General features: G+C 64.7%; 25 protein-coding genes. 10 read left to right on the top strand and 15 right to left on the bottom strand.

The window, feature by feature from the left end; all coding sequences use genetic code 11:
- Window positions 1–190: 190 nt before the first annotated feature.
- Window positions 191–985, bottom strand: coding sequence for a TorF family putative porin (locus MFF62_RS23830; RefSeq protein WP_238265581.1), 795 nt, complete (start codon window positions 983–985; stop codon window positions 191–193).
- A 341-nt stretch (window positions 986–1,326) separates the two neighbouring features.
- Here MFF62_RS23830 and MFF62_RS23825 point away from each other — a divergent pair, with 341 nt between their 5' ends.
- The 4 genes from MFF62_RS23825 to MFF62_RS23810 all read left to right on the top strand — a co-directional run bounded on the left by MFF62_RS23825 (window position 1,327) and on the right by MFF62_RS23810 (window position 5,663).
- Window positions 1,327–2,451 carry a Re/Si-specific NAD(P)(+) transhydrogenase subunit alpha gene (locus MFF62_RS23825; protein WP_238265580.1) on the top strand — a complete coding sequence of 375 codons (1,125 nt, stop codon included), beginning with the start codon at window positions 1,327–1,329 and terminating at the stop codon, window positions 2,449–2,451.
- Window positions 2,452–2,593: 142 nt separating this feature from the next.
- Window positions 2,594–2,920, top strand: coding sequence for a proton-translocating transhydrogenase family protein (locus MFF62_RS23820; protein ID WP_238265579.1), 327 nt, complete (start codon window positions 2,594–2,596; stop codon window positions 2,918–2,920).
- The gene (locus MFF62_RS23815; protein ID WP_238265578.1) at window positions 2,920–4,392 is read left to right on the top strand and encodes an NAD(P)(+) transhydrogenase (Re/Si-specific) subunit beta; all 1,473 of its coding nucleotides are present in this window, start codon (window positions 2,920–2,922) and stop codon (window positions 4,390–4,392) included. The genes MFF62_RS23820 and MFF62_RS23815 overlap by 1 nt, the downstream gene beginning before the upstream one ends.
- 221 nt (window positions 4,393–4,613) lie before the next feature.
- Entirely contained in the window at window positions 4,614–5,663 is a 1,050-nt protein-coding gene (locus MFF62_RS23810) for a response regulator (protein WP_238265577.1), read from the top strand.
- Between the two features lie 80 nt (window positions 5,664–5,743).
- Here the strand turns inward: MFF62_RS23810 and MFF62_RS23805 are convergent, their stop codons facing one another.
- The 9 genes from MFF62_RS23805 to MFF62_RS23765 form a co-directional block, all read right to left on the bottom strand.
- Window positions 5,744–7,006 carry a THUMP domain-containing class I SAM-dependent RNA methyltransferase gene (locus MFF62_RS23805; RefSeq protein ID WP_238265576.1) on the bottom strand — a complete coding sequence of 421 codons (1,263 nt, stop codon included), beginning with the start codon at window positions 7,004–7,006 and terminating at the stop codon, window positions 5,744–5,746.
- Window positions 7,007–7,075: 69 nt separating this feature from the next.
- Window positions 7,076–7,681, bottom strand: coding sequence for a 2-hydroxychromene-2-carboxylate isomerase (locus MFF62_RS23800; protein ID WP_238265575.1), 606 nt, complete (start codon window positions 7,679–7,681; stop codon window positions 7,076–7,078).
- Window positions 7,682–7,717: 36 nt separating this feature from the next.
- Window positions 7,718–8,140: a CopD family protein gene (locus tag MFF62_RS23795; protein ID WP_238265574.1), complete on the bottom strand. Its 423-nt coding sequence runs from the start codon at window positions 8,138–8,140 to the stop codon at window positions 7,718–7,720.
- Between the two features lie 20 nt (window positions 8,141–8,160).
- Window positions 8,161–9,441, bottom strand: coding sequence for a glutamate-5-semialdehyde dehydrogenase (locus MFF62_RS23790; protein ID WP_238265573.1), 1,281 nt, complete (start codon window positions 9,439–9,441; stop codon window positions 8,161–8,163).
- A 93-nt stretch (window positions 9,442–9,534) separates the two neighbouring features.
- The gene (holA, locus tag MFF62_RS23785; protein WP_238265572.1) at window positions 9,535–10,605 is read right to left on the bottom strand and encodes a DNA polymerase III subunit delta; all 1,071 of its coding nucleotides are present in this window, start codon (window positions 10,603–10,605) and stop codon (window positions 9,535–9,537) included.
- Window positions 10,606–10,648: 43 nt separating this feature from the next.
- Window positions 10,649–11,164 carry an LPS-assembly lipoprotein LptE gene (locus MFF62_RS23780; protein WP_238265571.1) on the bottom strand — a complete coding sequence of 172 codons (516 nt, stop codon included), beginning with the start codon at window positions 11,162–11,164 and terminating at the stop codon, window positions 10,649–10,651.
- Window positions 11,165–11,193: 29 nt separating this feature from the next.
- Window positions 11,194–13,815, bottom strand: a complete 2,622-nt coding sequence (gene leuS / locus MFF62_RS23775) for a leucine--tRNA ligase (RefSeq protein WP_238265570.1) — start codon at window positions 13,813–13,815, stop codon at window positions 11,194–11,196.
- A gap of 181 nt (window positions 13,816–13,996) precedes the next feature.
- Entirely contained in the window at window positions 13,997–14,794 is a 798-nt protein-coding gene (gene dapB / locus MFF62_RS23770) for a 4-hydroxy-tetrahydrodipicolinate reductase (RefSeq protein ID WP_238265569.1), read from the bottom strand.
- 94 nt (window positions 14,795–14,888) lie between these two features.
- Window positions 14,889–15,491 carry an outer membrane protein assembly factor BamE gene (locus tag MFF62_RS23765; RefSeq protein WP_238265568.1) on the bottom strand — a complete coding sequence of 201 codons (603 nt, stop codon included), beginning with the start codon at window positions 15,489–15,491 and terminating at the stop codon, window positions 14,889–14,891.
- A 201-nt stretch (window positions 15,492–15,692) separates the two neighbouring features.
- Between MFF62_RS23765 and fur the strand changes: the two genes are divergently transcribed.
- Window positions 15,693–16,124, top strand: coding sequence for a ferric iron uptake transcriptional regulator (fur, locus tag MFF62_RS23760; protein WP_066732268.1), 432 nt, complete (start codon window positions 15,693–15,695; stop codon window positions 16,122–16,124).
- Between the two features lie 107 nt (window positions 16,125–16,231).
- Here the strand turns inward: fur and MFF62_RS23755 are convergent, their stop codons facing one another.
- Window positions 16,232–17,245, bottom strand: coding sequence for a LysR family transcriptional regulator (locus tag MFF62_RS23755; protein WP_238265567.1), 1,014 nt, complete (start codon window positions 17,243–17,245; stop codon window positions 16,232–16,234).
- Between the two features lie 293 nt (window positions 17,246–17,538).
- Here MFF62_RS23755 and MFF62_RS23750 point away from each other — a divergent pair, with 293 nt between their 5' ends.
- A complete protein-coding gene (locus MFF62_RS23750; protein WP_238265566.1) occupies window positions 17,539–18,135 on the top strand; it encodes a flavin reductase family protein in 597 nt (198 codons plus the stop codon).
- 63 nt (window positions 18,136–18,198) lie between these two features.
- Here the strand turns inward: MFF62_RS23750 and gap are convergent, their stop codons facing one another.
- Together gap and tkt are read right to left on the bottom strand one after the other, a co-directional pair.
- Window positions 18,199–19,197 carry a type I glyceraldehyde-3-phosphate dehydrogenase gene (gap, locus tag MFF62_RS23745; protein ID WP_092601396.1) on the bottom strand — a complete coding sequence of 333 codons (999 nt, stop codon included), beginning with the start codon at window positions 19,195–19,197 and terminating at the stop codon, window positions 18,199–18,201.
- Window positions 19,198–19,284: 87 nt separating this feature from the next.
- Entirely contained in the window at window positions 19,285–21,321 is a 2,037-nt protein-coding gene (gene tkt / locus MFF62_RS23740; protein ID WP_238265565.1) for a transketolase, read from the bottom strand.
- Between the two features lie 121 nt (window positions 21,322–21,442).
- Between tkt and MFF62_RS23735 the strand changes: the two genes are divergently transcribed.
- From MFF62_RS23735 to MFF62_RS23720, 4 genes are all read left to right on the top strand, one after another.
- Window positions 21,443–22,294, top strand: a complete 852-nt coding sequence (locus MFF62_RS23735) for a spermine/spermidine synthase domain-containing protein (RefSeq protein ID WP_238265564.1) — start codon at window positions 21,443–21,445, stop codon at window positions 22,292–22,294.
- 69 nt (window positions 22,295–22,363) lie between these two features.
- Entirely contained in the window at window positions 22,364–22,798 is a 435-nt protein-coding gene (locus MFF62_RS23730) for a VOC family protein (RefSeq protein WP_238265563.1), read from the top strand.
- Complete coding sequence (locus tag MFF62_RS23725) at window positions 22,798–23,541, top strand: 16S rRNA (uracil(1498)-N(3))-methyltransferase (protein ID WP_238265562.1); 744 nt, start codon at window positions 22,798–22,800, stop codon at window positions 23,539–23,541. The genes MFF62_RS23730 and MFF62_RS23725 overlap by 1 nt, the downstream gene beginning before the upstream one ends.
- Window positions 23,542–23,555: 14 nt before the next feature.
- Window positions 23,556–24,179 (top strand): YidB family protein, encoded by a 624-nt coding sequence (locus MFF62_RS23720; RefSeq protein ID WP_238265561.1) that lies wholly within the window; start codon window positions 23,556–23,558, stop codon window positions 24,177–24,179.
- Between the two features lie 83 nt (window positions 24,180–24,262).
- Here MFF62_RS23720 and MFF62_RS23715 read toward each other — a convergent pair whose 3' ends face one another.
- Together MFF62_RS23715 and MFF62_RS23710 are read right to left on the bottom strand one after the other, a co-directional pair.
- A complete protein-coding gene (locus MFF62_RS23715; RefSeq protein ID WP_238265560.1) occupies window positions 24,263–24,871 on the bottom strand; it encodes a barstar family protein in 609 nt (202 codons plus the stop codon).
- Entirely contained in the window at window positions 24,868–25,218 is a 351-nt protein-coding gene (locus MFF62_RS23710; protein WP_238265593.1) for a guanyl-specific ribonuclease, read from the bottom strand. Before MFF62_RS23710 ends, MFF62_RS23715 begins: the two co-directional genes overlap by 4 nt.
- Window positions 25,219–25,412 lie beyond the last annotated feature (194 nt).

The raw sequence follows: 25,412 nt of genomic DNA, 5'->3' as shown, positions 1-25,412 counted from the left end.
GCCGAGGATGGCTGCTTCGCGGTCTGGTTCAGCCGCTTCGAGATCGGAGAAATCGATCTACGCGCACCCTGATGCGCGTAGATCACGTGTTACCTATGTATCCGAACACCCGTTACCCATGTCCCCGGTACGTACAAGCGGGAGAGGGGAGCAAACCGACAGGGGAGAAAACCACTAGGATCGGTGGCAATCAAAACGTCTTCGTAACCGAAGCAAACGCCGTCGACTTGCCCAGGTACCTTCCACGCGTATTCGTATAGACGGCCTTGCTGGCGTTCGTATCGATATAAGCCACCGACACCGAGAACCCGTTGCCCAGGTCTTTCGTCAGGCCGATCTTCCAGTCCGTGTAGGAGGCATCGCTGAAGTGCTGCACGCCCTGGTAGCCCACATGCGCGTTCAGCGTCAGGTCCCACAGGTTCAGCGGCACGTTGGCGCTCAGGTCGATGTAATAGCTGTTCTTGCTGTCGGCAAACCCGAACAGGTTGGTCACCGCGTGCGAGTACTTCAGGAACACCGGACCCCAGCCGATGCCGGCATACAGTTCGGTGGTGTATGGGCGCGTGGCCGTGTAGGCGCCGGGGTAGTAGTACTCCAGCACGCCGAGGTCATAGTTGAAGTCCTGGTCGCCCAGCTTGAACGTGTTCTTGAAGCCGCCGTAGAAATCCATTTCCACGGGCGCGGAAACCGAGGGATCGGAGTCGCCCAGCCAGCTGATACTCGAGTTCCAGTTACCGACGTAGAAGCCGCTCTCGTGTGCATAGTCGAAGCCGCCCTGCACGGCGGGGCGCCGGTCGGTCTGGCTGATACCCCGGTAGCGGTAGTCGGAGACCACGGACACATTGGCCGTGAACGTGTGCGGCGACGCCGGCGCGGCGGCATCGACAGGTGCCTGCTGGGCGAAAGCGTTGGAAAACGGGGCGGCAAGCAGGATGGCGGCGGCCAGCGTGGCCGGCGCCGAGGTCATCAGGCGGGTTGCAATCATGGGATGAAAAAAGCGTGAGCGCGTTGGTTGACGCCTCGGATGAGACGTGTGCGCCACGATACGCAGCCGCGCATCAAATCGGCGTCAAGATCGAAGGTGACGCCGATGTCATTTCGTAAAGGCCGGTTTTGGCTTTAATCCAGCTTGCATGAAACGAGTCATTTCATGAGCAGCAAAAATATGTCTCGGCCGAGGCACAAACCTCTCAACAGTCAGCCACCATCGAACGTAAGTTTCGGGTAAGCTGCGCAAAAATTGGTGCGTTCTTTTGCAATGCACCAACGGGCGAGGACGTTGGCCCGACCACGATTACGAACGACGCCAGACAGGAGAGATTGACGATGCATATCGGTATCCCGCTTGAGACGCGGGCAGGTGAGACGCGTGTCGCCGCCACCCCGGAGACCGTCAAGAAGTACATCGCGCAGGGCCACCAGGTAACGGTGCAAGCCGGAGCCGGAGTGCGCGCCAGCATCCCCGATGCCGCCTTCGAGGCAGTCGGCGCCCGGGTCGGGTCCGTTGCTGATGCACTGGGCGCCGAGCTCGTGCTGAAGGTGCGCGCGCCGGACGATGCCGAGCGTGCGCAGATGAAGCCCGGCTCGGTACTCGTCGGCATGCTCAACCCGTTCGACATCGAAAACAACGCCCGCATGGCCAGCTCCGCGATTACCGCGTTTGCGCTGGAAGCCGCGCCGCGCACCACGCGCGCGCAGAGCATGGACGTGTTGTCGTCGCAAGCCAACATCGCCGGCTACAAGGCGGTACTGGTTGCCGCGCACCACTACCAGCGCTTCATGCCGATGCTGATGACCGCCGCCGGCACCGTCAAGGCTGCCCGCGTGCTGATCCTGGGCGCCGGCGTGGCCGGCCTGCAGGCCATCGCCACCGCCAAGCGCCTGGGCGCCGTGATCGAAGCCTCCGACGTGCGCCCGGCCGTGAAGGAACAGATCGAATCGCTGGGCGCCAAGTTCCTGGACGTGCCGTTCGTCACCGACGAAGAGCGCGAGATCGCGCAGGGCGTGGGTGGCTATGCGCGCCCGATGCCCGCCGACTGGATGCGCCGCCAGGCCGAACTGGTGCACCAGCGCGCCACGCAGGCCGACATCGTCATCACCACCGCACTGATCCCGGGCCGCAAGGCTCCGGTGCTGCTGGCCGAGGACACCGTCAAGCAGATGAAGCCGGGCTCCGTGGTCGTTGACCTGGCTGCCGCGCAAGGCGGCAACTGCCCGCTGACCGTTGCCGACGAGGTAGTGGAACGCCACGGCGTGACCCTGATCGGCCATACCAACCTGGCCAGCATGGTGGCGGCCGACGCGTCAGCGCTGTACGCCCGCAACGTGCTCGACTTCCTGAAGCTGATCGTGGACAAGGATGGCCGCTACACGCTGAACCTGGAAGACGACATCGTCGCCGCCTGCCTGATGTGCAAGGACGGCCAGGTCGTCAGGCAGCAGGCCGCCTGATATCCCGTCTGATGATGCCGCGGCGCTGACAGAGCCCAGCGCCACGGCCCGCCGCGTCCCCGGCAAGCTTGATCCTGCAGTTTCAGCCCGCCTGCGCGGACGCGACGCTCGGCAGTATTCAAAAGCAACGGAGGAGAAGTCGATGGAGATGGTTAACCACACGGTGATCAACCTGATCATCTTTGTGCTGGCGATCTACGTGGGGTACCACGTGGTCTGGACGGTCACGCCCGCGCTGCACACCCCACTGATGGCCGTGACCAATGCGATCTCGGCCATCATCATCGTCGGCGCCATGCTGGCGGCCGGCCTGACCGAAGGTAACGTGGGCCGCATCATGGGCACTCTGGCCGTGGCACTGGCCGCCGTGAACGTGTTCGGCGGGTTCCTGGTGACACAGCGCATGCTGGAGATGTTCAAGAAGAAGGAACCGAAGGCCAAGGCCGCTGCCAGCAAGGAGGCCGCGTAATGGAAGCCATCAGCATGAACCTGGTGACGCTGCTGTACCTGGTGGCGTCCGTCTGTTTCATCCAGGCCCTGAAAGGCTTGTCGCACCCGGCATCCGCACGCAAGGGTAACGCCTTCGGCATGATCGGCATGGCGATTGCCGCCGTGACCACGCTGGCGCTGATCGTCAAGATCAAGCACGAGTTCCTGGCCGTAGGCGCCGCGCAGTCGTCGGTTGGCACCGGCATGACGCTGATCCTGGGCGCGCTCGTGGTGGGCGGCGGTATCGGCGCCTATGTGGCACGCAAGGTCGAGATGACCAAGATGCCGGAACTGGTGGCGGCCATGCACTCGCTGATCGGTCTGGCTGCTGTGTTCATCGCCGTGGCGGCCGTGGCCGAACCGGCGGCATTCGGCATCACGCCGGCTGGCTCGCACGAGATTCCGCTGGGCAACCGCATCGAGCTGTTCATCGGCTGCTTTGTGGGTGCGATCACGTTCTCGGGCTCGGTCATCGCGTTCGGCAAGCTGTCGGGCCGCTACAAGTTCCGGCTGTTCCAGGGCGCCCCGGTGGTGTTTGCCGGCCAGCACTGGCTGAACCTGCTGCTGGCCATCGCCATGGTCGGCTTCGGCGTGATCTTCTTCATGTCGCAGTCGTGGCTGCCGTTCCTGGTCATGCTGGCCATCGCCTTCGTGCTGGGCGTGCTGATCATCATCCCGATCGGCGGCGCCGACATGCCCGTGGTGGTGTCGATGCTGAACTCGTACTCGGGTTGGGCGGCGGCGGGTATCGGCTTCTCGCTGAACAACCCGATGCTGATCATCGCCGGCTCGCTGGTGGGCTCGTCCGGTGCCATCCTCTCGTACATCATGTGCCGCGCGATGAACCGCTCGTTCTTCAACGTGATCCTCGGCGGCTTCGGCGCCGACGCCACGGCGGGTGCGACGGCTGGTGCGCAGGCCGCACGCAATGTGAAGTCGGGTTCCGCCGACGACGCGGCCTTCGTCATGAGCAATGCCGAGACCGTGATCATCGTCCCGGGCTACGGCCTTGCAGTGGCCCGTGCGCAGCATGCACTTAAAGAATTGACCGAGAAGCTGACCGAGCACGGCGTGACGGTGAAGTACGCCATCCACCCCGTGGCGGGCCGCATGCCGGGCCACATGAACGTGCTGCTGGCCGAAGCCGAGGTGCCGTACGACCAGGTCTTCGAGATGGAGGACATCAACAGCGAGTTCGGGCAGGCCGACGTGGTGCTGGTGCTGGGCGCCAACGACGTGGTCAACCCGGCCGCCAAGACCGATCCGAAGTCGCCCATCGCCGGCATGCCGATCCTGGAAGCCTACAAGGCCAAGACCATCATCGTGAACAAGCGCTCGATGGCTTCCGGCTACGCGGGCCTGGACAACGAGCTGTTCTACATGGACAAGACCATGATGGTGTTTGGCGACGCCAAGAAGGTGGTCGAGGACATGTTCAAGGCGGTCGATTAAGCTGCCGTTAATACCCGGATGCGCGCCCGTCAGGGGCGCAATCCGGCCGCGTGAATAAAGCAACGCGCAGACCTGAAATCAATAAAATCGAACGGGTGCGGCCAGCAACCAACGCTGGCCGTTTCCTTTTGTGCAGTTAGGTTGCGCGCGGGGGATCAGGCGCTATACTGGCTTGCCCGTTCTTTCTTCCCTTGCGGCCGGCGGCCGGCTTTGATCGCACAATGACATTTCCCGCGCATGACCGGAATCTGTCGGTTTTCCATCACCCTGTTCTGACGGTGCTGGTGGACGATAGCAAATCGTTTATCGACAGCCTGGCTTTCCAGATGGACGCATCGCGTGCGGTGGTCAGCTTCACCGATCCGCGCGACGCCCTGGCGTGGATTCGCGAAGCCTACGCCACGCGGCACCCCGCCTTCCTTCCGGTGCGCGTCACGCACGACGACCTGACCTTTCTGTCCGAGCGCCGCACGGTGCAGCTCGATGTCGACCGCATCCATCGTCAGATCCACGACGTGCATCGGTTCCTGCAGCCGGGCGTGGTGGTGGTGGACTACTCGATGCCGCAGATGGACGGGCTGGAATTCTGCCAGGCACTGGAAGACCTGCCGTGCAAGACCATCCTGCTGACCGGCACGGCCGACGAGAGCATCGCGGTGCAAGGCTTCAATCACGGCCTGATCGACCGCTATGTGAAGAAGCACGATCCGAACATGGTGGCGCGCCTGAACGATGAGATCGACGCGCTGCAGCAACAGTACTTCGCATCGATCTCGCGCACGCTGCGCGACCTGCTCACGCGCCATTCCTACTCGTTCCTGTCCGACCCCGTCATGGCGGATCGCGTGCGCCAGACGGCCGCGCGCTATGGCTTCATCGAGTACTACCTGTTTCCGAATCCGGTGGGGATGTTGCTGCTGACCGCGCAGGGCCATGCCACGCTGATGGTCATCGAAACCCGCGCCGGGCTGATGAACCAGGTGGAATCGGCCGAGGCCTACGAAGCGCCGGCCGCATTGATCGAGGGCCTGCGGGAAGGCCGTATCGTGCCGTTCTTCTGGCCCGGCAACGGCATGTACACGCCGGCCTGCGCCGACTGGGAACAGTACTGCCTGCCGGCCGAACGCTGCGAGGGCCGCGAGGAATACTTCTACGCGCTGTTCGACCTGCCGCGCCACATGCTGCAGGAACCCGTGGTCAGCCTGCAGAGTTTTTTGTCGGAGTTCTCGCGCAATGCGGAAGCGCTGACGGGGCGTGGCAAGCACGCTTGATTTCGATCCCTCCCGCTAGTGTTTTTCTCCCCTCTCCCACCACGTGGGAGAGGGGAGCAAGACATCCGCAGTGCTAGACCTCAATCCTTCTTCTGCCCTTCCCGATTCCCCCCACGCACCATATCGAACCGGAACAGCCGGCATTCGATATTGCCGTTGAACAGCGGCGTACGGCGCGACTCCTTGAGCCGCAGGCGCTTCGGGATCGTCAGGTCGCCCGTGAACACCCAGGCCTGCCAGTTCGCGAAATGCTGCTTCAGCGTGGTAGCGAAGGCGCTGGCAAACTGGTTGGCGGCTGCTTCTTCCGCCTCGTCGCGCGGCGCCTCCTGCATGGCGTTTCTACGATCTCCACGGACCGCGATACGCTCGCCATAAGGCGGGTTCATCATCATCACGCCAGGCTCGGCAAACGGCGGCTGCACGAAGCGGGCATCCACCTGCTTCAGTTGCACATCGCCGGGCAGCCCGGCGCGTTGCCAGTTGGCCTGCGCCATCGATAGCATGTCCGTGGAAATATCGGAGCCGGCAATCTGCAGCGTCGCACTACGGCTGGCTGCTGTCTCTTTCGCGCGTTGCGCGTCAGCGCGCAGCGCCTGCCAGGCCTTGGTGTCCGCACCCTTGAGCCATTCGAACGCGAAGGTACGGGCAGCGCCCGGGGCAATGCCCAGCGCAACCTGCGCGGCTTCCACCAGGAACGTGCCGCTGCCGCACATCGGATCGAAGAACGGGCGGTTCGTCTGGCCCGGCGTCCAGCCGGCCAGGCGCAGGATGCCCGCCGCCAGGTTTTCCTTGAGCGGCGCCTCACCCTTTTCCATGCGCCAGCCCCGCTTGAACAGCGGCTCGCCGGTCGTGTCCAGATAGAGCGTGCAGTCGAACTCGGTCAGGTGCGCGTAGATGCGGACATCGGGGCTGACCGTGTCCACGCTGGGGCGCGCACCCAGGCGGTCGCGCATGGCGTCGCATACGCCGTCCTTGACGCGCAGCGCTGTGAAATTCAGGCTCTGCAGCGGCGACTTGTGCGCGGTGATATCGACGCGCAACGTCTCGTCGGGCGAGAACCATTGCTCCCAGCGCTGCTGGCGCGCCAGCGAGTAGATATCGTCCTCATGGCGATAGCCGCGCTGCGCCACCCGCAGCAGCACGCGACTGGCGATGCGCGAGTGCAGGTTGACCGCGTAGGCCGCGGACATCTCGCCCGAGAACGACACCCCGCCCGGCATCTCGCGATGCACTTCGAACGGGGCCGCAGCCGCCACGGCCGGATATTGCGCAATCTCGCGCAGTTCCTCGGCCAGTGCCGGTTCAAGGCCGCGCGGGCAAGGTGCAAAGAAAGCTTGGGTCATGGCGAGTCATTCCTGAAAACAAAAACGTCCGCAACGCGGACGGGCAAATCATGGGGTCCGGTGTGCCGATCAACCTACCGCAAGCGCGCGGTCGAGGAATTCGAGCCGGTCCTGGCCCCAGTACGGCTGGCCGTCATGGACAAACCACGGTGCGCCGAACACATTGGCTGAGATCGCGTCCTGCGTATTCTGCGCGTAGGCGGCCTGCACCGCCTGCCCTTCGCTGGCCTTGAGCAGGCTGGCGCCGTCGAGGTCGTTCTCGTCGGCAATCTGCGTCAGCGTGGCGCCGTCGGCGATGTTCCGCTGCTCGGCCCAGACCGCCCGCGTGATGGCGCCAGTCAGCGCCAGCGCGCGTGCCGTACCGTGGGCCAGTTGCGCGGCGATGATCAGCTTGGCCGCCGCGTCGCCCGACACCGGGAAGAACGTCGGATGCAGGTTCAGCGGGATGTTCAGGTACTGGCTCCAGCGCTGGAGCTCAACCAGACGGTAGGCCTGGCGCTGCGGCGGGCGCTGGGCCAGCGGCAGCCCACCGGACACCGAGAACACCTTGCCCAGGTCGGCCGGCTTCAGCAGCACCTGCGCCTGATGGCGATTGGCGATCTCCACAAAGCGCTCATGGCCCAGGTAGACGAACGGTGACTGGGGCGCCAGAAAATACTCGACCTGCTTGCTCATCACGACCTCATCGAAAAACGGTAGGAATTCGACAGCTTAGAACGGCTTTACGACAACCAGAATCACGATGGCCAGCAACACCAGCACCGGCAGCTCGTTGAACCAGCGGTAGAACGTGTGCGACCGCGTATTGGCGCCGCGCTCGAACTTGCGCAGCAGCACGCCACAACCGTGGTGGTACCCGATCAACACCACCACCAGCGCCAGCTTGGCGTGCATCCAGCCCTGCCCCGCGCCGCGGCCGATGCCGTAGCCCAGGAACAGCCACAGGCCGAACACCAGCGCCGGCACGGCCAGCATGGTCATGAAGCGGAACAGCTTGCGCGCCATCAACAGCAGGCGCTGCACGCTGGCCGGATCGGTTTCCATGGCCAGGTTGACGAAGATACGCGGCAGGTAAAACAGGCCCGCGAACCACGAAATCACGAACAGGATATGGAAGGCCTTGACCCAGAGCATCTGCGTTTCTCGCTTGTCCGTTACGTGCGGATCTCGCCGTGGCCGAACACCACGTACTTGAGCGACGTCAGCCCTTCCAGCCCCACCGGGCCCCGGGCGTGCAGCTTGTCGTTCGAGATGCCGATTTCCGCGCCCAGGCCGTATTCAAAACCGTCGGCAAAGCGCGTCGACGCGTTGATCATCACGCTGGCCGAATCCACTTCGCGAATAAAGCGCATGCCCGTGCTGTAGTTCTCGGTCACGATCGAATCCGTGTGCGCCGAACCATGGGTGTTGATATGGTCGATCGCCGCATCCACGCCATCGACGGTACGGATGGCCAGCACCGGCGCCAGGTATTCCAGCTTCCAGTCTTCCTCGGTGGCATCGACCAGCCCGCTGAAGCCGGCGGCTTCGAGCGTGGCGCGCGTATCGGCGCAAACGCGCAGTTCGACGCCCTTGTCCTGGTAGATGCGGCACAGCGGCGGCAGCACCGTGGCGGCGACCTTGCGCGACACCAGCAGCGTTTCCATCGTGTTGCACGGCGCGTAGCGCTGGGTCTTGGCGTTGTCGGCCACGCGTACGGCCTTTTCCACGTCCGCATCGTCGTCGATGTAGATATGGCAGATGCCGTCCAGATGCTTGATCATCGGCACGCGGCCTTCCTCGATCAGGCGCGCGATCAGGCTCTTGCCGCCACGCGGCACGATCACGTCGACGTACTCGGTCATCGTGATCAGGCGCCCCACCGCCGCACGGTCGGTGGTCTCTATCACCTGCACGGCCTCGGCCGGCAGTCCGGCGGCGGCCAGCCCCTTGGCCACCAGCACGGCCAGGGCGGTATTCGATTCGATGGCCTCCGAGCCGCCGCGCAGGATCGTGGCGTTGCCCGACTTCAGGCACAGCGCCGCGGCGTCGATGGTCACATTCGGGCGCGACTCGTAGATGATGCCGATCACGCCCAGCGGCACGCGCATCTGCCCCACCTGGATGCCGGTGGGACGGAATTTCATGTTGCTGATCTCGCCGATCGGGTCGGGCAGTGCCGCGATCTGTTCCAGGCCGGCGGCCATGGTGTCGATGGCCTTGTCGGACAGCGTCAGGCGGTCAACAAACGCGGCGTCCTGGCCATTGGCCCGGGCGCGTTCCACATCGCGTGCATTGACGGCCTTGAGCTTGTCCGCATCGCGGCGGATGGCCGCGGCAATCGTCAGCAGCGCGCGATTCTTGTCGGCCGTGGAGGCCCGCGCCATGGCGCGCGATGCCGCGCGGGCCTGCTGGCCAACGCGATTCATGTAAGCGTGGAGATCGAACTCGGTCATGATGGTGTCCGGGTCCAGCCCGGTCTGCTGTGGGTGCCGCGATGTCGAAGCGCCGGCGCGGCTACCAGCTTTGTTCTGGTTCGGTTCGGGACGTCAGGCTGGCCGCGCGATCAGCAGCGCCAACTGCAGCAGTCCGTCCCACGGCTCGGCTGGCAGGCTGCCCGCCGCGCCCCCCGCCCGTGGCAAGTCGGAGAGGCCCTTCACCTGGCGGTCCAGGCGCGCGGCCAGGGCCAGCGCGGCCTCAAGCTGCGGCATCGACAGCCGTTGCGCGGCCTGCGGCACCAGGCGCTCGCGCGGGCCCCAGACGCGCAGTTCACGCATCAGCACGCCCGCTGGCTTGCCTGCCGCCAGCCCTTGCCGGACCTTGGATAATACGCGAATTTCCTCGGTCAGCGCCCACAGCACCAGCACCGTCGCCTCGCCCTCGCCGCGCAGCCCTTCGAGCATGCGCGTCAGGCGCGGCACGTCGCCGCCCAGCATCGCCTCGGACAGCTTGAACACGTCGTAGCGGGCCACATTCAGCACCGCATCGTGCACCTGGTCGAAGTTCAGCACGCCGGGGGGATACAGCAGCCCGAGTTTCTGGATTTCCTGATGCGCGGCCAGCAGATTGCCCTCGACCTTGTCGGCAATGAACTGCAGCGCACGCCGGCCCGGCTCGCCCGGCTCCACGCGTTGCTGCTGCAGCGCCAGCCGTTCGCCCACCCAGGCCGGCAGGCGCGTGCGGTCCACGGCATCGACCTTGATCGACACGCCGGCCGATTCCAGCGCCTGGAACCAGGCCGATTTCGACGAAGCAAAGTCCATCCGGGGCAGCGTGACCAGCATGATCACGTCCGGCGACGGCTGGGCAGCCACGGCGCGCAGCGCCTCGCCGCCATCCTTGCCGGGCTTGCCCGACGGCACGCGCAGTTCCACGATCTTGCGGTCGCCGAACAACGACATCGACTGCTGGGCCTCGGTCACGTGCCCCCACTGGAACCCGCGTTCGGCCACCAGCACCTCGCGCTCGGTAAAACCGGAATCGCGCGCGGCGCGGCGCAGCCGGTCCACGGCCTCGAGCACCAGCAGGTGCTCGTCACCATGCACCACGTACAGCGGCGCCAGGCCCTTGGCCTGGGCCTGCTTCAGGTGTGCGTCGAGTGCGTCGAGCTTGAGCTGCATCGGGGGCCGGGTGTGTGCGGACGGAGTGCGGGCGGAAGCGCGCTCAGATCGTCTTGACCGCCGCCAGCCGGCGGATCAGCTGTTGCACGATGTCCTTCTGCATGTCGCGGTACAGCTGCTGCTCTTCGTAGTCCTTGGCCAGCGTGTTGGCTTCGTTGTACGTGAGGTCGCGGGTCAGCACCAGCGTCGACGGCGCGATCAGTTCCTTGCCGGCGGCATCGCGCAGGCGGTAGCTGAAGCGCTGGGTCAGGCGGTACTCGCGCACCACGCCCTGTGCCGTGATGGAGAGGATCGACTTGGCGCGGGTGTCGGCCAGGACGTCGAGCAGCGCGTCGGCCTGGTCCTTTTCCTCGACGACCTGCGTGTCCGAACCATTGCGGATGTTGCGGCGCAGGTCCGCACCCATCAGCGAGTTCTGCGGCAGGCCGATATAGAGCCGCTTGAACGCGAAATCGGCGTTACCGCGCATGTGAAAGCCGCAGCCAGCCAGCACGCCGGCCGCCGCCATTGCAGCACCGATGGCGAGAAATCCGCGGCGTCCCATGTCCGGTCGATCCATTGCCATATCTTCCTGATTGGTGTTGGGGCTCAAAGCACCACGTTGACGAGCCGGCCCGGTACCACCACGATCTTCTTGGGCGCGGCACCGTTGGCGAACTTCGCCACGATTTCGCTGTTGGCCGCCACGGCCTCGATGGCCGCGCGGTCTGCATCGGCCGGCACCGTCAGGCTGCCACGGACCTTGCCGTTGATCTGCAGCACCAGGTCGATCTCGCTGCGCACCAGCGCGCTCTCGTCCACCTGCGGCCAGGCGGCATCGAGGATGTCGCCCGATTCCGCGTCGTAGCCAAGCTCCGCCCACAGACCGTGCGCGATGTGCGGCACCACCGGGTACAGCACGCGCAGCAGGATGCTGAAGCCTTCGCGGCGCGCAGCCGGCGACGCCGTCTTGGCATCGTCCAGCGCGTTCAGCATCTTCATCGTGGCCGAAACCACGGTGTTGTACTGGATGCGTTCGTAGTCGTAATTGGCCTGCTTGAGCACCGTGTACAGCTCGCGGCGCACATCGGCGTCGGCGGCGGTCACCTGCGTGCCGGCGCCATCACGAATGGCCTGGGCGTTGGCGGCGCCGTAGTTCCAGACGCGGCGCAGGAAGCGCGACGCGCCTTCCACGCCCGAACCGCTCCATTCGAGCTGTTGCTCGGGCGGCGCGGCAAACATCACGAACAGGCGCGCGGTATCGGCGCCGTACTGGTCGATCAGTGCCTGCGGGTCGATGCCGTTGTTCTTCGACTTCGACATCTTTTCCACGCCGCCGATCACCACCGGCTGGCCGTCGGCCTTCAGCGTGGCGCCCATCGGGCGACCGCGATCGTCGTTCTGCAGATCGACATCGGCCGGGTTGTACCAGGTCTTCTTGCCCGACGCGTCCTCGCGGTAGAACGTCTCGTTCAGCACCATGCCCTGCGTCAGCAGGTTCGTGAACGGCTCGTCGAACTTGACCAGGCCCAGGTCACGCATGACCTTGGTCCAGAAACGTGCGTACAACAGGTGCAGGATCGCGTGCTCGATGCCGCCGATGTACTGGTCCATCGGCATCCAGTAGTCGTTGCGGGCATCCACCATCGTGGTGGCGTCCGGGCACGTATAGCGCATGTAGTACCAGCACGAGTCGATGAACGTGTCCATCGTGTCGGTCTCGCGGCGCGCCGGCTTGCCGCATGACGGGCAGCTGCATTCGAGGAAGCGCGGGTCCTTGTTCAGCGGATTGCCGGTGCCGTCCGGCACCAGGTCCTCGGGCAGCACGACCGGCAGATCCTTCTCGGGCACGGGCACCACGCCGCAGCTATCGCAATGGATCAGCGGGATCGGCGTACCCCAGTAGCGCTGACGCGAGATACCCCAGTCGCGCAGGCGCCAGGTCACCTTCTTCTCGCCCAGGTCCTTGGCTGCCAGATCGGCGGCGATGGCGTCCACGGCGGCCTTGTAGCCCATGCCGTCGTACTTGCCGCTATGGATGCAGGTGCCGTGTTCCTTGTCGCCGTACCATTCTTGCCAGGCGTCGGTCGAATACGGCTGGCCCTTGACGTCGATTACCTGCTTGATCGGCAGGTTGTACTTCCGGGCGAAGGCGAAGTCGCGCTCGTCGTGCGCGGGGACGCCCATCACGGCGCCGTCGCCGTAGGTCATCAGCACGTAGTTGCCGACCCATACTTCCACCTGCTCGCCGGTCAGCGGATGCGTGACCTTCAGGCCGGTGGGCATGCCCTTCTTCTCCATGGTCGCCATGTCGGCTTCCATGACCGAACCGTGCTTGCATTCGTCGATGAACGCGGCCAGTTCAGGATTGTTCGCGGCGGCGTGCGTGGCCAGCGGGTGCTCGGCGGCCACCGCGCAGAACGTCACGCCCATGATCGTGTCGGCGCGCGTGGTGAACACGTAGAGCTTGCCGTCGCTGATCGCCTTGCCGTCAGCGCCCTGGATGTCGTGCGGGAACGCAAAGCGCACGCCCTCGCTGCGGCCGATCCAGTTCTGCTGCATGATCTTGACGCGCTCGGGCCAGCCCAGGCCGTCCAGGTCGCCCAGCAGTTCCTGCGCGTACTCGGTGATGCGCAGGTAGTACATCGGGATTTCGCGCTTTTCCACCACCGCGCCCGAACGCCAGCCACGGCCGTCGATCACCTGCTCGTTAGCCAGCACGGTCTGGTCCACCGGGTCCCAGTTCACGGTGCCGGTCTTGCGGTAGGCCACGCCCTTTTCCAGCATCTTCAGGAACAGCCACTGGTTCCAGCGGTAGTAGTCCGGGCTGCAGGTAGCCACTTCGCGCGACCAGTCGATCGCCAGGCCCATCGACTGCATCTGCTTCTTCATGTAAGCGATGTTGTCGTAGGTCCAGGCGGCAGGCGCCACCTTGTTATTCAGCGCGGCGTTCTCGGCCGGCATGCCGAACGCGTCCCAGCCCATCGGCATCAGTACGTTGCGGCCGTTCATGCGCAGGTAGCGCGCCATCACGTCGTTGATGGTGTAGTTGCGCACATGGCCCATGTGCAGCTTGCCCGACGGATAGGGCAGCATCGAGCAGGCGTAGAACTTCTGCTTTTCCTTGCCGTCTGGCCCGACCGCGTGCTCCGACACCTTGTAGGCATCGATGGCTTGCCAGTGCTGCTGGGCGGCTTGTTCAACGGCGGACGGAAGATATTTGTCTTGCATGGTCGGGACGACGTTCTGGACAGCGGGCACGCGCGGCGACTGGCGCGCCGTGCGGCCGAGGGGATCGGATTGCGAAAGAAGCGATTATAACCGTGGCGGGCCATGGAACCGGGCCGTCACGGCGTACGCAAAGTCGGAAACGGCCCGCCGAGGCGAGCCGCATTGCTCATGATCGGCCGGGTTACTTCAGTCCCAGCACATCCTGCATGTCGAACATGCCGCTGGGCTTGTCGGCCAGGAACCTCGCGGCCCGCACCGCGCCATCCGCGTACGACTGGCGGCTCGACGACTTGTGGCTGATCTCGATGCGCTCGCCGATGCCCGCGAACATCACCGTATGGTCGCCCACGATATCGCCGCCGCGCACGGTGGCAAAGCCGATGGAATTCGGATCGCGCGGGCCCGTATGGCCTTCGCGCGCGTAGACAGCGCAATCGTCGAGGTTACGGCCCAGCGCATTGGCGATCACCTCGCCCATCGTCAGGGCGGTGCCAGACGGCGCATCGACCTTGTGGCGGTGATGCGCTTCGATGACTTCGATGTCGTAGCCCGACGACAGCAGCTTTGCCGCCACTTCGAGCAGCTTGAACGTGGCATTCACGCCCACGCTGAAATTCGATGCGAATACCACGCCGATCGACTTGGCGGCATCGGCCAGCGCCTGCTTGCCCGCGGCGTCGAAACCGGTGGTGCCCACCACGATCTTCTTGCCCAGCCGCTTCGCGGCTTCCAGGTGAGCCAGCGTGCCCTCGGGCCGCGTGAAGTCGATCAGGCAATCAGCGGCGCCCAGCACGGCGTCGATATCGGCCGAGATCTGGATACCGGTGGTGCGGCCCAGGAACATGGCCGCGTCCTGGCCCAGCGCGGGCGACGAGGCATGCTCCAGCGCACCCGCGAGCGTGACACCTTCGGTATTCAGGACGGTTTCGATCAGCATGCGGCCCATGCGGCCGGATGCACCTGCGATGGCGATTTTCATGGCGTGGCGGTATCGGAAGACTGCTGCCCGGCCAGGCAGGCCGGGCGCATGGATGCGATGGGCGGCAACCGGCGCATGCCGGTCCCGATGGCGATCAGCTCGCCGGTTTGTCCGGCGTGGCGCCCGGAGCCGGGGTCTGGGCGGCGGGTTCCGAAGCGGCGGGCGCCGGGGATTCTGCGGCGGGGGCAGCTTCCGGCGCCGAGGCGGCCGCAGCCGGCTGCGCCGGCGTGCTGGAAGAGCTCGACGTGCCAATACCCGGCTTCTGGTTGCGCTGCGCGGCCTTCATGCCGTCGATTTCGGCGATCAGCTCGTATTCCGACGGCAGCTCGTCACCCTGCCATTTCGTCAGCGTGTCGCCATCAAAGAACACCGTGAACTTGCGCGACTGCACCACCGGCGTGCTGCCCCGGCGGAACGAGAAGTAGTAATCCCAGCGATTGCCGTGGAAGACGTCCTGCAGCAGCGGCGTGCCCAGCAGGAAGCGCACCTGGTCGCGAGTCATGCCTTCGCGCAGTTGCGAAACCGCCTCGCGAGACACGAAGTTACCCTGGACGATATTGATGCGATAAGGCGTGATGGCCTCGGCCACCTTGCGCGACGTACTGTCGTAGGCCGAGCACGCACCGGCCAGCAGCGCGGCCGCCAGCAGGGATGACACCAGCGCCGGGCGCGTGGCGGACGAACGGAATGAACGCATGTATCTCGCTTCCAGACGGGAATGTTTCTGTGCCGAAACCGACGCACCGCACAATAGGCGGAGGTGTCTGGCACGGCCAGGCGCATCGCGGGTACGCCACCTTGCGGGTGGCGTCCGGGCGCCATGGCACCGGGGCGACTTTTGTCGCCAAAACCCTTATGATTCAACTATCCAGACATTGTACTCTAGGGAGTCACGCCCATGCCGAGTCCGGCGGACCTCAAAAATATCGGCCTCAAGGCGACCGTCCCCCGCCTGAAGATTCTCGAAATCTTCCAGACCAGCGAACAGCGCCACCTGAGCGCGGAAGACGTCTACCGAATCCTGCTCAACGAGCATATGGATATCGGCCTCGCCACGGTCTATCGCGTCCTGACCCAGTTCGAACAGGCGGGCTTGCTGTCCCGCAACAATTTCGAATCGGGCAAGGCCATTTTCGAACTGAACGAAGGCAAGCACCACGATCACCTGGTGTGCCTGGACTGCGGTCGCGTCGAGGAATTCTTCGATGGCGACATCGAGCAGCGCCAGCAAAGCATTGCGCGCGAGCGCGGCTTTGCACTGCAGGAACACGCATTGTCGCTGTACGGCAATTGCACCAAGAACGACTGTCCCCACAGACCAAAACGATGAGCCGCGCTGGGCTGGCATCGCGCCCGCCCCAGCAGTGAGCCAAGCAGCAAGAAAAAACCGGCGCCAGGCGCCGGTTTTTTTCGAACTGTTTCTAACGCTCTGCCCGCTTATTCCTGCGGCAGGTCGTCCTGTTCGGCTTCGGCCGATTCGGTCACCACGCGCAGATTGCGCGATGCGGCCACCTTGTCCAGGCCTACGAACTCTCCAACCACCTGGCGAAACAAGTTACGTGCCCATACCAGCATCGGATGCGTGTTGCGGCTGCGGTGCCAGAACATGTTCAGGCCCAGCGTCGTGTTCAACTCGGCCGGCAGCGGGTAGGCCTTGAGGCCGTAGGTCTCGCACGCCATGTCCTTGGTCAGCGCGTTGACCGTGAAGATCATGTCGGTTTGCGCGGCCAGTTCGGCCTGGGCACGCCAGGAATGCACCGTCAGGGTTGCATTCCGCTTCAAGCCGCGTTGCTGCAGCGCGTAGTCCAGCGGAATCAGCGCCGGCGCGGGACGCCCCGAGCCACCGGAGTGCGCCATGAAGATATGGCTGCAATCGAGGTACTGCTCCAGCGTGCACTCTTCCTTGAGCAAAGGATGACTCTTGCGTGCGCACACCCACAGGTTCAGCGACGTCACCATTTCCTCGACGATTTCCGGATGGCGTGTCGGGAACGGCGAGAATGCCAGGTCCAGCTCGTTGGCGCGCATCGACGCTACGTCACTTTCCCAGGAATGCGATTCGACCAGGCGAATATGCAGATCGGGAGCGAGTTGCTTGATACGCAGGATAAAACGGTTGAAAACCGTATCGCCGAGTTCAGCCGCAAAACCGATACTGAGCGTACCGGTGGCAATGGCGGGGTCAAAATTGTCCGCATCGCCCTCATTGATCGACGACCAGAGATCGAGCATGTCGCGGATCTTCGGGCCCAGTTCAAGCGCGCGCGGCGTCGGCGTCAAGCCGTGCGGCACGCGAATGAAAAGAGGATCGTCGAAGATTTCGCGCAGGCGCCCAAGCGAGTGCGAGACCGCCGGGGCGGTCATATGCATCTTTTCCGCCACATAAGTGGCGTTCCGCTTGCTAAGCAGCTCGGTAAAAATCACGAGCAGCTTGGTATCCACGTTCACCATGATCAGGCCCGGTTTGTTATGTCTCGTGCTTCGATGGCCCCACCACTTTCACTGGCTGCACATCAGATATCAACAGATTCTTCCGAGTGTAAGAGAAAAAATCGGCAGGGAAAAGCAAATTCAGCATTTCTTGCACTACGAGAATTGGAAATCAGCGCATTTTTGACAACTTAGAGACAGATAATGTCAAAAAGCGAAGCCCTCACGCGCAGAGAGGTCGCTATATTGACGCATAAGGGCCTGATCCTGTCTTGCGCCCGCGCACATTACCTCAGAAATTTCGGACTCGCATCATGACTTCCCCGCGTCTCCCCGTCGATCTCTCCAAGGCCTATCGGTTGCTCAATCATGGCCCTACCGTGCTGGTCAGCGCCGCCCATGACGGCCAGCGCAACATCATGGCCGCCGCCTGGGCCATGCCACTCGATTTTGCCCCGCCCAAGGTGGCCGTTGTGCTGGACAAAGCTACCTGGACGCGTCAACTGCTCGAAGCCAGCGGCGAGTTTGCACTGCATGTGCCGACGGTCAGCCAGGTGGACATCACCCAGGCGCTCGGCTCCAGTTCCGGCCTGACGATGCTGGAACAGCAAGGCATCGACAAGTTCGCGGCTTACGGCCTGCAGACGTTCGCCGGCAGTGTAGTGGGCGCGCCATTGCTCGAAGGCTGCGCCGCGTGGCTGGAATGCCGGCTGCTGCCCGAGCCAGGCATCCAGGCCGGCTATGACCTGTTCCTCGGCGAAGTCGTGGCCGCCCATGCCGACAGCCGCGTATTCAGCGAAGGCCGCTGGCATTTCACCGGGCACGACGAATTGCGCACGATACATCACGTGGCCGGTGGGCATTTTCTGGTGGATGGTGATGCGGTCGACGCCAAGCCGCTTTCGCCGTGAATCTCGCCCGGCAGCAATAAAAAAACGCGCCCGAAGGCGCGTTTTTCATGAGGCAGTTGCCAATTACTTGGCCACGACACGTGCCATTTCCAGGCACTTGTTCGAGTAACCCCATTCGTTGTCGTACCAGCTCACGACCTTGATGAACGTGCCGTCCAGCGCGATGCCGGCTTCAGCGTCGAAAATCGAGGTGCGGGCATCGCCGCGGAAGTCCGTGGCCACAACCTTGTCTTCGGTGTAACCCAGCACGCCCTTCAGCGCGCCCTGGCTCTGTGCCTTCATCTCGGCGCAGATTTCCTCGTACTTGGCCGGGTTTTCCAGCTCGACGGTCAGGTCGACCACCGACACATCCGAGGTCGGCACGCGGAACGACATGCCCGTCAGCTTCTTGTTCAGCTGCGGAATCACCACGCCCACGGCCTTGGCGGCGCCAGTCGACGACGGGATGATGTTTTCCAGGATGCCGCGGCCACCGCGCCAGTCCTTGTTCGACGGGCCGTCGACGGTCTTCTGCGTCGCCGTGGCGGCGTGCACCGTGGTCATCAGGCCGCGCTTGATGCCCCACTTGTCGTTCAGCACCTTGGCCACCGGGGCCAGGCAGTTCGTGGTGCAGCTTGCGTTCGAGATGATCGCTTCGCCCTTGTACGTTTCGTGGTTCACGCCGTACACGAACATCGGGGTGTCGTCCTTCGACGGGGCCGACATGATCACCTTCTTGGCGCCTGCGTCGATGTGCTTCTGCGCACCTTCCTTGGTCAGGAAGATGCCGGTCGATTCGATGACGACGTCGGCGCCAACTTCGCCCCACTTCAGTTCGGACGGATCCTTGACGGCCGTCAGGCGAATCTTCTTGCCGTTCACGACCAGCGTGTTGCCGTCCACCGACACTTCGCCATCGAAGCGGCCATGCACCGAGTCGTACTTCAGCATGTAAGCCAGGTAGTCCGGCTCCAGCAGGTCATTGATGGCGACGACTTCAATGTCCTTGAAGTTCGCGGCGGCGGCGCGGAACACCATGCGTCCGATACGGCCAAAGCCGTTGATGCCGATCTTGATGGTCATGTCTATCTCCTAGAGTGCAATCGATGAAGCCGGTGGCTCGCGCCGGTCAGCCGGCGCATCGCACCGGCTGACCGCGCGGGCGGAAATTTACTGGGCGAGCGTGGCGCGCACGGTGTCGGCCACGTTTTCCACGGTGAAGCCGAAGTGCTTGAACAGCACGCCAGCCGGAGCCGATTCGCCGAACGTGTCGATGCCGACCACTGCCTGGACCTGGTACTTCCACCAGAAATCGGTCACGCCCGCTTCCACGGCGATGCGCGGCACGCCGGCCGGCAGCACGCTGGCCTTGTAGGCGGCGTCCTGCTTGTCGAAGACGGTCGTGGCAGGCACGGACACCACGCGCACATGCACGCCTTCGGCGGCCAGCGCGTCGGCCGCGCCAACGGCCAGGCCCACTTCCGAGCCGGTGGCCAGGATCACGGCGTCCGGACGCTTGGTGCGCGGGTTCTTCGCATCGCGCAGCACGTAGCCGCCGCGAGCAATATTGGCGCGCGTGGCGTCGTCACGCTTCTGGAACGGCAGGTTCTGGCGGCTGAAGATCAGGCAGCTCGGGCCGTCCTCGCGGCGGATCGACTCGGCCCAGGCCACGGCGGTTTCGGTCGTGTCGGCGGTACGCCAGACATCCATGTTCGGAATCAGGCGCAGGCTGGCCACGTGCTCGATCGACTGGTGCGTCGGGCCGTCTTCGCCCAGGCCAATCGAATCGTGCGTGAACACGAACAGCGTGCGGATCTTCATCAGCGCGGCCATGCGCAGCGCATTGCGGCTGTAGTCCGAGAACGTCAGGAACGTGGCGCCGTACGGCACGTAGCCGCCATGCAGCGTGATGCCGTTCATGATGGCGCTCATGCCGAATTCGCGCACGCCGTAGTTGATGTGGTTGCCCCAGGCATCCACACGCACGGCCTTGGTGCCCGACCAGTTGGTCAGGTTCGAGCCGGTCAGGTCGGCCGAGCCGCCCAGGAATTCAGGCAGCACCGGCGCGAACGCCTCGATGGTGTTCTGGCTGGCCTTGCGCGTGGCGATCGTTTCGGCCTTCTCTTCGCACTTGGCGATGAACGCGTCCACGGCGGCGTCAAACGAGCCCGGCAGTTCGCCGCGCATGCGGCGCTTGAATTCGCCGGCTTCATACGGATGCACTTCGGCATAGGCGTCGAACAGCGCGTCCCAGGCCTTTTCCAGCGCGCCGCCGGTGGCCTTGGCGTTCCAGGCCGTGTACACGTCCTGCGGCAGTTCGAACGGGGCGTGGGCCCAGCCCAGCGCCTCGCGCGTGGCCAGTACTTCGGCGCCACCCAGCGGGGCGCCGTGCACGTCGTGGCCACCTTCCTTGTTCGGCGCGCCCTTGCCGATGATCGTGCGGCAGCAGATCAGCGTGGGCTTGTCGCTGGCCTTGGCCTGCGTGATGGCGTTGTCCACCGCCACCGCGTCGTGGCCGTCCACGCCGCGGATCACGTTCCAGCCATAGGACTCGAAACGCTTCGGGGTGTCATCGGCAAACCAGTGCACGACGTCGCCGTCGATCGAGATGCCGTTGTCGTCCCACATCGCGATCAGCTTGTTCAGCTTCAGCGTGCCGGCCAGCGAGCAGGCTTCGTGGCTGATGCCTTCCATCAGGCAGCCGTCGCCCATGAACACATAGGTGTGGTGGTTGACGATGTCGAAGCCGGGGCGGTTGAATTCCTCGCCCAGCAGGCGTTCGGCCAGTGCCATGCCCACCGCGTTGGTAATGCCCTGGCCCAGCGGGCCGGTGGTGGTTTCCACGCCCGGGGTGATGCCGTATTCCGGGTGGCCGGCGGTCTTGCTGTGCAGCTGGCGGAAGTTGCGCAGCTCTTCCACGGGCAGGTCGTAGCCGGTCAGATGCAACAAGGCATAAATCAGCATCGATCCGTGGCCGTTAGACAGCACGAAGCGATCGCGGTCAGCCCAGTGCGGATTGACCGGGTTATGCTTCAGGTGCCGTCCCCACAACGCCACGGCGATATCCGCCATACCCATCGGCGCGCCGGGGTGACCAGAGTTGGCCTGCTGGACGGCATCCATGGCAAGCACGCGGATGGCATCGGCCATCAGCTTGACGGGTTGATTGGCGAAAGGACTGGTGGCGGGATGGACGAGGGCAGACATGCGGGAACCTGACGGCGGGAAAACCGCAATTTTAGCAGAAGCAGGCAGCATTTCCGGACGCCCGGAGGCGCCTCGAAGGGGTTGTCAGACCTGGACCGAATGGCTGGCGCCCGGCGCCGGCGTGACGCTGGGCGACATCTCCGTGCTGGCGGCCGCACGCACGCCGCACCAGCAGGTCGAAATTGGCGAGAACGCGCAGTTTGGCCGGATTTTCCGGCTCGATGGCCGCGTGATGAGCACTGAAGCCGACGCCTTCATCCAGCACGAGCTGATGACGGTGCCGATGGCCGCAGTGCACGGTTCGCCACGTAGCGCACTGGTCGTAGGTGGCGGCGACGGTGGATCGGCCTTCGAACTGCTGCGAATTCCCACGATGCGGGAAGTGGTAGTGGCCGAGCTGGACGCCGAGGTGGTGCGGCTATCGCGCGAATGGCTGCGCGGCATCCACCGGGGATCGCTCGACGAGCCCGGCGACCCGCGCCTGCACCTGGCCATCGGCGACGGGCTGGGGCTCATGGAAGCCTTTGCACGGGCCGGACGCCAGTTCGACCTGATCGTCTACGACCTGACCGAAGCCGATGACGGCAGCCCGGCGGCCGCATTGTTTTCGCCGCACGGCCTGCATACCGCACGACGTTGCCTGGCCGCTGGCGGGGCGATGTCACTGCATCTTGGCCCACCCTGGCATCGGCCGGACAGTGCGCGCCTGCTGCTATTGCGCCTGCGCCAGGTCTTCCGCCACGTGGCGCCGCTGACCACCTTCGTACCGGCGTATGGTGCGCAGTGGGGCATCGCGCTGGCCAGTGACACGCTCGACATCGCCGCCCATCCGTCCGAACGCATCGAGGCACGGCTGCGGCAGTGGAAGCTCGACACGGCGCTGCGCGCCTACCACGCCGGATTGCACGCGGCCCTGTTCAATCATCCGCTGCATCTGCAGGCGATCTTCGACAGCGCTGGCCGTCCCGCGTAACATGCACAAACGCCCTGCCGCCGCCCTGACCGGACGGCGGGGGCCTTTGTGCCATCCGGGAGACCCTTCATGTCCAGACCGCCCAACACGCCCTGGCTGACGCCCTATCTCACGGTCGCCAGCGGTCGCGCCGCCCTTGATTTCTATCAGCGGGCATTCGGCTTCGAAGCCGGTCATGTCGTCGATGAAAACGGCGTGCCCACCCACGCCGAGATGCACTATCGCGGCCAGCTCGTCATCATGTTCGCCCCCGAGGGCGCGTGGGGCAGCACCGCCCGCACGCCCCGCTCGCTGGGTGTCGAGGCGCCGCAGACCTTCTACGTGTATTGCGACGATGTCGATGCGCTGTACGCCCAGGCCATCGCTGCCGGCGCCGGCAGCGTCACCGCGCCCGCCGACCAGTTCTGGGGCGACAGGTACTGCATGGTCGAAGATCCCGATGGATACCGATGGGGCTTTGCCACAACGCTGGCCAAGACCCCCGACGCCAAACCCAACCCCTGATGCCCCCTAGATTCTTTGTCGATGCGGCGCTGGCCGCCGATGCCGTACTGGATTTACCCGAAACCGTCGTGCGCCACGTGCAGGTGCTGCGCCTGGCGCCCGGCGATGCCATCACGCTGTTCAACGGTCAGGGAGGCAGCTACGCCGCCTCGCTGGCCGAGATCGGCAAGCGCCAAGCCGTGGCACGGATCGGCACGCATGACGCGGCCGAGGCCGAGACGCCGTTTGCCGTCACGCTGGCCCAGGGGCTGGCCGGTGGCGACAAGATGGACTGGCTGATCGAAAAAGCCGTGGAGCTTGGCGTGGCGGGCATCCAGCCGCTGCAGGCCAACCGCTCGGTAGTCCGTCTGTCGGGCGAGCGGGCACTGAAGCGCCAGGCGCACTGGCAGGCGCTGGTGGAGGCGGCATGCGAACAATGTGGCCGTAACCGCTTGCCGTCGCTGGCGCCGGTCGCTACTTTTGAAGCATGGCTTGCGGCCGCGCCCGCCACGGGGGCACGGCTGCTGCTGTCGCCGCGTGCCGAGGGCTCGCTGCCCGAGCTTGCCAGTGCACATCGCGATACCTGGCGCGCCCAGGGCGTGACGCTGCTGGTCGGGCCGGAGGGCGGACTTTCGCCCGATGAGGAAGAGGCCGCACGGCGCGCCGGTTTTATCGGGGTGTCATTGGGACCGCGCATCCTGCGTACGGAAACCGCCGGGCTGGCTTGCCTGGCGACGCTGAACGCCATCCTTGGCGGATTTTGAGAAAGGAGTCTGAGATGGGACTACTCGATAGCGTACTCGGTGGCGTGCTGGGCCAGATGGGCGGCCAGCAGCAGGAAGGCCAGTCCGGTGGCATCAATCCAAAGCTGATGATGGCGCTGGGGCTGCTGGCCATGCTTGCCATGCGCCACAAGAGCCAGGGCGCCGACGGCAGCGTGGCGCCAGCCGATGCTGGCGACAATCCGCTGGGCGGACTCGGTGGCCTGGGCGGGCTGGGTGGCCTGGGCGGCATGCTCGGCGGAATGCTGGGCGGCGGCAGCGCCCCCGCGCCGGGTGGGCTCGACCTCGGATCGCTGCTGGGCGGCTTGCTCGGCGGACAGGGCGAAGCCGGCGCATCGGCCCAGGCCATGGGCGCGGCATCGGGCGGGATTGGCGCGCTGCGCGACATCCTGGGCCAGGCCGGCCTGGGTCAGCAGGTCGACTCCTGGATCGGCACGGGCACCAACCAGGCAGTGAGCCCCACCGACCTGACCTCGGCGCTGGGCGGCACCGGCGCGCTGCAGTCGCTGGCCGAAACCACCGGCATGTCGTCGGACGACGTGGCCGCCAGCCTCAGCGAGGGCCTGCCGGAACTGATCGACCGCCTGACGCCGAACGGCCAGGTCCCACCCGCCGCCTGACGCGCGGCGACGGACGACCGGCAAACAAAAAGCCCGCTGACACCAGCGGGCTTTTTCATTGGATACCTGACGCTCAGGGGCGCTTACGCGAACGAGTAGAACACCCGGAACTGCACCTTGCGCTCGCCCCAGAACTCGGCGGCGTCGCGGAAGACGTCCAGCAGCACCTCGCGCCCTTCCTTGTCGAACTTCTGCGCAATCGGCAAGCCTTCCAGCACGATCACGAATCCCGGCTGCGGACCCGACTTGTGGATCATGTCGGTCAGGCAGTCGGACAACGCATCAAAGTTCTTGCCGAAATGCTTCGGGAACGTGAACTCCGTGGCGATGCGCTCCAGCACCTCGGCCTTGCTGGCGCAATCGGCGCAGTTGGCATAGAGGAAATGCTGATTCAGCGCGGCGGCTGCCTGGGCCAGCTCGGGCACGCGGAACGCGCGGATCGACTGGACGATGTTCGGGCGCACCGTCTTGAACAGATTCATGGCTCCCTCGTTGGTACCCTCGTCAGCCCATGTGGCCATGACAGGGGCACAAGCGGGCGGAAGTGGGTGCGTCAGATCCTGGCGCGGCATCATCAGCACGTTGTCATAAAGGTTCTGGGCCTGATGGTGAGCCCGTTGCCAGCCATCTCCGGCGCCGCGCTCCTCGCGGGCGGCTAGGGCGTCGCCCAATCCGAAAATGTCAGTCATCATTTGGTTATCCGTTTGAAACTGTTGTAGTGGTCTTCCGTGTAATAGCAGTCGTTCGCGGCGCGTTGATCACCACCGCAAACTATCCGCTTGGCTCCCCGATTCCGGCTCTTGCTGTTCTTGACGGTGTATTCGCGGTAATACCCACGCGGCTGCTGCGGCAGGGCGCGTTCATAATTGCCGAACCGCGAACCATCCTTGCCGTACGGAAACGGCCCACCGCCTTCTATCAGGTCCAGCGTTTGCTGCGCCTCGTTGGGCAACTGCCCCGCCTGGATGGTTCCCACCACCCCCACGGTATCGGGCGACTGCCTTGCCATCGCGCCTGGCGGCGACAAGACCAGCGCCATCGACAGCGCCGCGCCGGCCAATACGTGGCCCAGGCTTCGCGCCAGGCTCAGGGACTGCCATGTTGACTGCCGCTGCGACTGGCTTTGTGAAATCCGGAAACCCACGATAGTGAATGAATCGTTGGCGAAAGTGGATGGCGGGTCATTCCGGCACGGCGTCGATCTCTTTTGTGGATTCCCGCACATGCCGGCAC

Origin of the sequence: Cupriavidus pauculus (assembly GCF_022179805.1) — a bacterium.
GTDB classification, from domain to species: Bacteria; Pseudomonadota; Gammaproteobacteria; order Burkholderiales; family Burkholderiaceae; genus Cupriavidus; species Cupriavidus pauculus_E.
Note: the sequence above shows the minus strand (reverse complement) of the source record. Positions and strands in the feature narration are given on the sequence as shown.

Bases quoted from the DNA above. Each gene is read 5' to 3' on its own strand.
- MFF62_RS23830 (WP_238265581.1), bottom strand. From the start codon at position 985: ATGATTGCAACCCGCCTGATGACCTCGGCGCCGGCCACGCTGGCCGCC.
- MFF62_RS23825 (WP_238265580.1), top strand. From the start codon at position 1,327: ATGCATATCGGTATCCCGCTTGAGACGCGGGCAGGTGAGACGCGTGTC.
- MFF62_RS23820 (WP_238265579.1), top strand. From the start codon at position 2,594: ATGGAGATGGTTAACCACACGGTGATCAACCTGATCATCTTTGTGCTG.
- MFF62_RS23815 (WP_238265578.1), top strand. From the start codon at position 2,920: ATGGAAGCCATCAGCATGAACCTGGTGACGCTGCTGTACCTGGTGGCG.
- MFF62_RS23810 (WP_238265577.1), top strand. From the start codon at position 4,614: ATGACATTTCCCGCGCATGACCGGAATCTGTCGGTTTTCCATCACCCT.
- MFF62_RS23805 (WP_238265576.1), bottom strand. From the start codon at position 7,006: ATGACCCAAGCTTTCTTTGCACCTTGCCCGCGCGGCCTTGAACCGGCA.
- MFF62_RS23800 (WP_238265575.1), bottom strand. From the start codon at position 7,681: ATGAGCAAGCAGGTCGAGTATTTTCTGGCGCCCCAGTCACCGTTCGTC.
- MFF62_RS23795 (WP_238265574.1), bottom strand. From the start codon at position 8,140: ATGCTCTGGGTCAAGGCCTTCCATATCCTGTTCGTGATTTCGTGGTTC.
- MFF62_RS23790 (WP_238265573.1), bottom strand. From the start codon at position 9,441: ATGACCGAGTTCGATCTCCACGCTTACATGAATCGCGTTGGCCAGCAG.
- holA (WP_238265572.1), bottom strand. From the start codon at position 10,605: ATGCAGCTCAAGCTCGACGCACTCGACGCACACCTGAAGCAGGCCCAG.
- MFF62_RS23780 (WP_238265571.1), bottom strand. From the start codon at position 11,164: ATGGATCGACCGGACATGGGACGCCGCGGATTTCTCGCCATCGGTGCT.
- leuS (WP_238265570.1), bottom strand. From the start codon at position 13,815: ATGCAAGACAAATATCTTCCGTCCGCCGTTGAACAAGCCGCCCAGCAG.
- dapB (WP_238265569.1), bottom strand. From the start codon at position 14,794: ATGAAAATCGCCATCGCAGGTGCATCCGGCCGCATGGGCCGCATGCTG.
- MFF62_RS23765 (WP_238265568.1), bottom strand. From the start codon at position 15,491: ATGCGTTCATTCCGTTCGTCCGCCACGCGCCCGGCGCTGGTGTCATCC.
- fur (WP_066732268.1), top strand. From the start codon at position 15,693: ATGCCGAGTCCGGCGGACCTCAAAAATATCGGCCTCAAGGCGACCGTC.
- MFF62_RS23755 (WP_238265567.1), bottom strand. From the start codon at position 17,245: ATGGTGAACGTGGATACCAAGCTGCTCGTGATTTTTACCGAGCTGCTT.
- MFF62_RS23750 (WP_238265566.1), top strand. From the start codon at position 17,539: ATGACTTCCCCGCGTCTCCCCGTCGATCTCTCCAAGGCCTATCGGTTG.
- gap (WP_092601396.1), bottom strand. From the start codon at position 19,197: ATGACCATCAAGATCGGCATCAACGGCTTTGGCCGTATCGGACGCATG.
- tkt (WP_238265565.1), bottom strand. From the start codon at position 21,321: ATGTCTGCCCTCGTCCATCCCGCCACCAGTCCTTTCGCCAATCAACCC.
- MFF62_RS23730 (WP_238265563.1), top strand. From the start codon at position 22,364: ATGTCCAGACCGCCCAACACGCCCTGGCTGACGCCCTATCTCACGGTC.
- MFF62_RS23725 (WP_238265562.1), top strand. From the start codon at position 22,798: ATGCCCCCTAGATTCTTTGTCGATGCGGCGCTGGCCGCCGATGCCGTA.
- MFF62_RS23720 (WP_238265561.1), top strand. From the start codon at position 23,556: ATGGGACTACTCGATAGCGTACTCGGTGGCGTGCTGGGCCAGATGGGC.
- MFF62_RS23715 (WP_238265560.1), bottom strand. From the start codon at position 24,871: ATGATGACTGACATTTTCGGATTGGGCGACGCCCTAGCCGCCCGCGAG.
- MFF62_RS23710 (WP_238265593.1), bottom strand. From the start codon at position 25,218: ATGGCGCTGGTCTTGTCGCCGCCAGGCGCGATGGCAAGGCAGTCGCCC.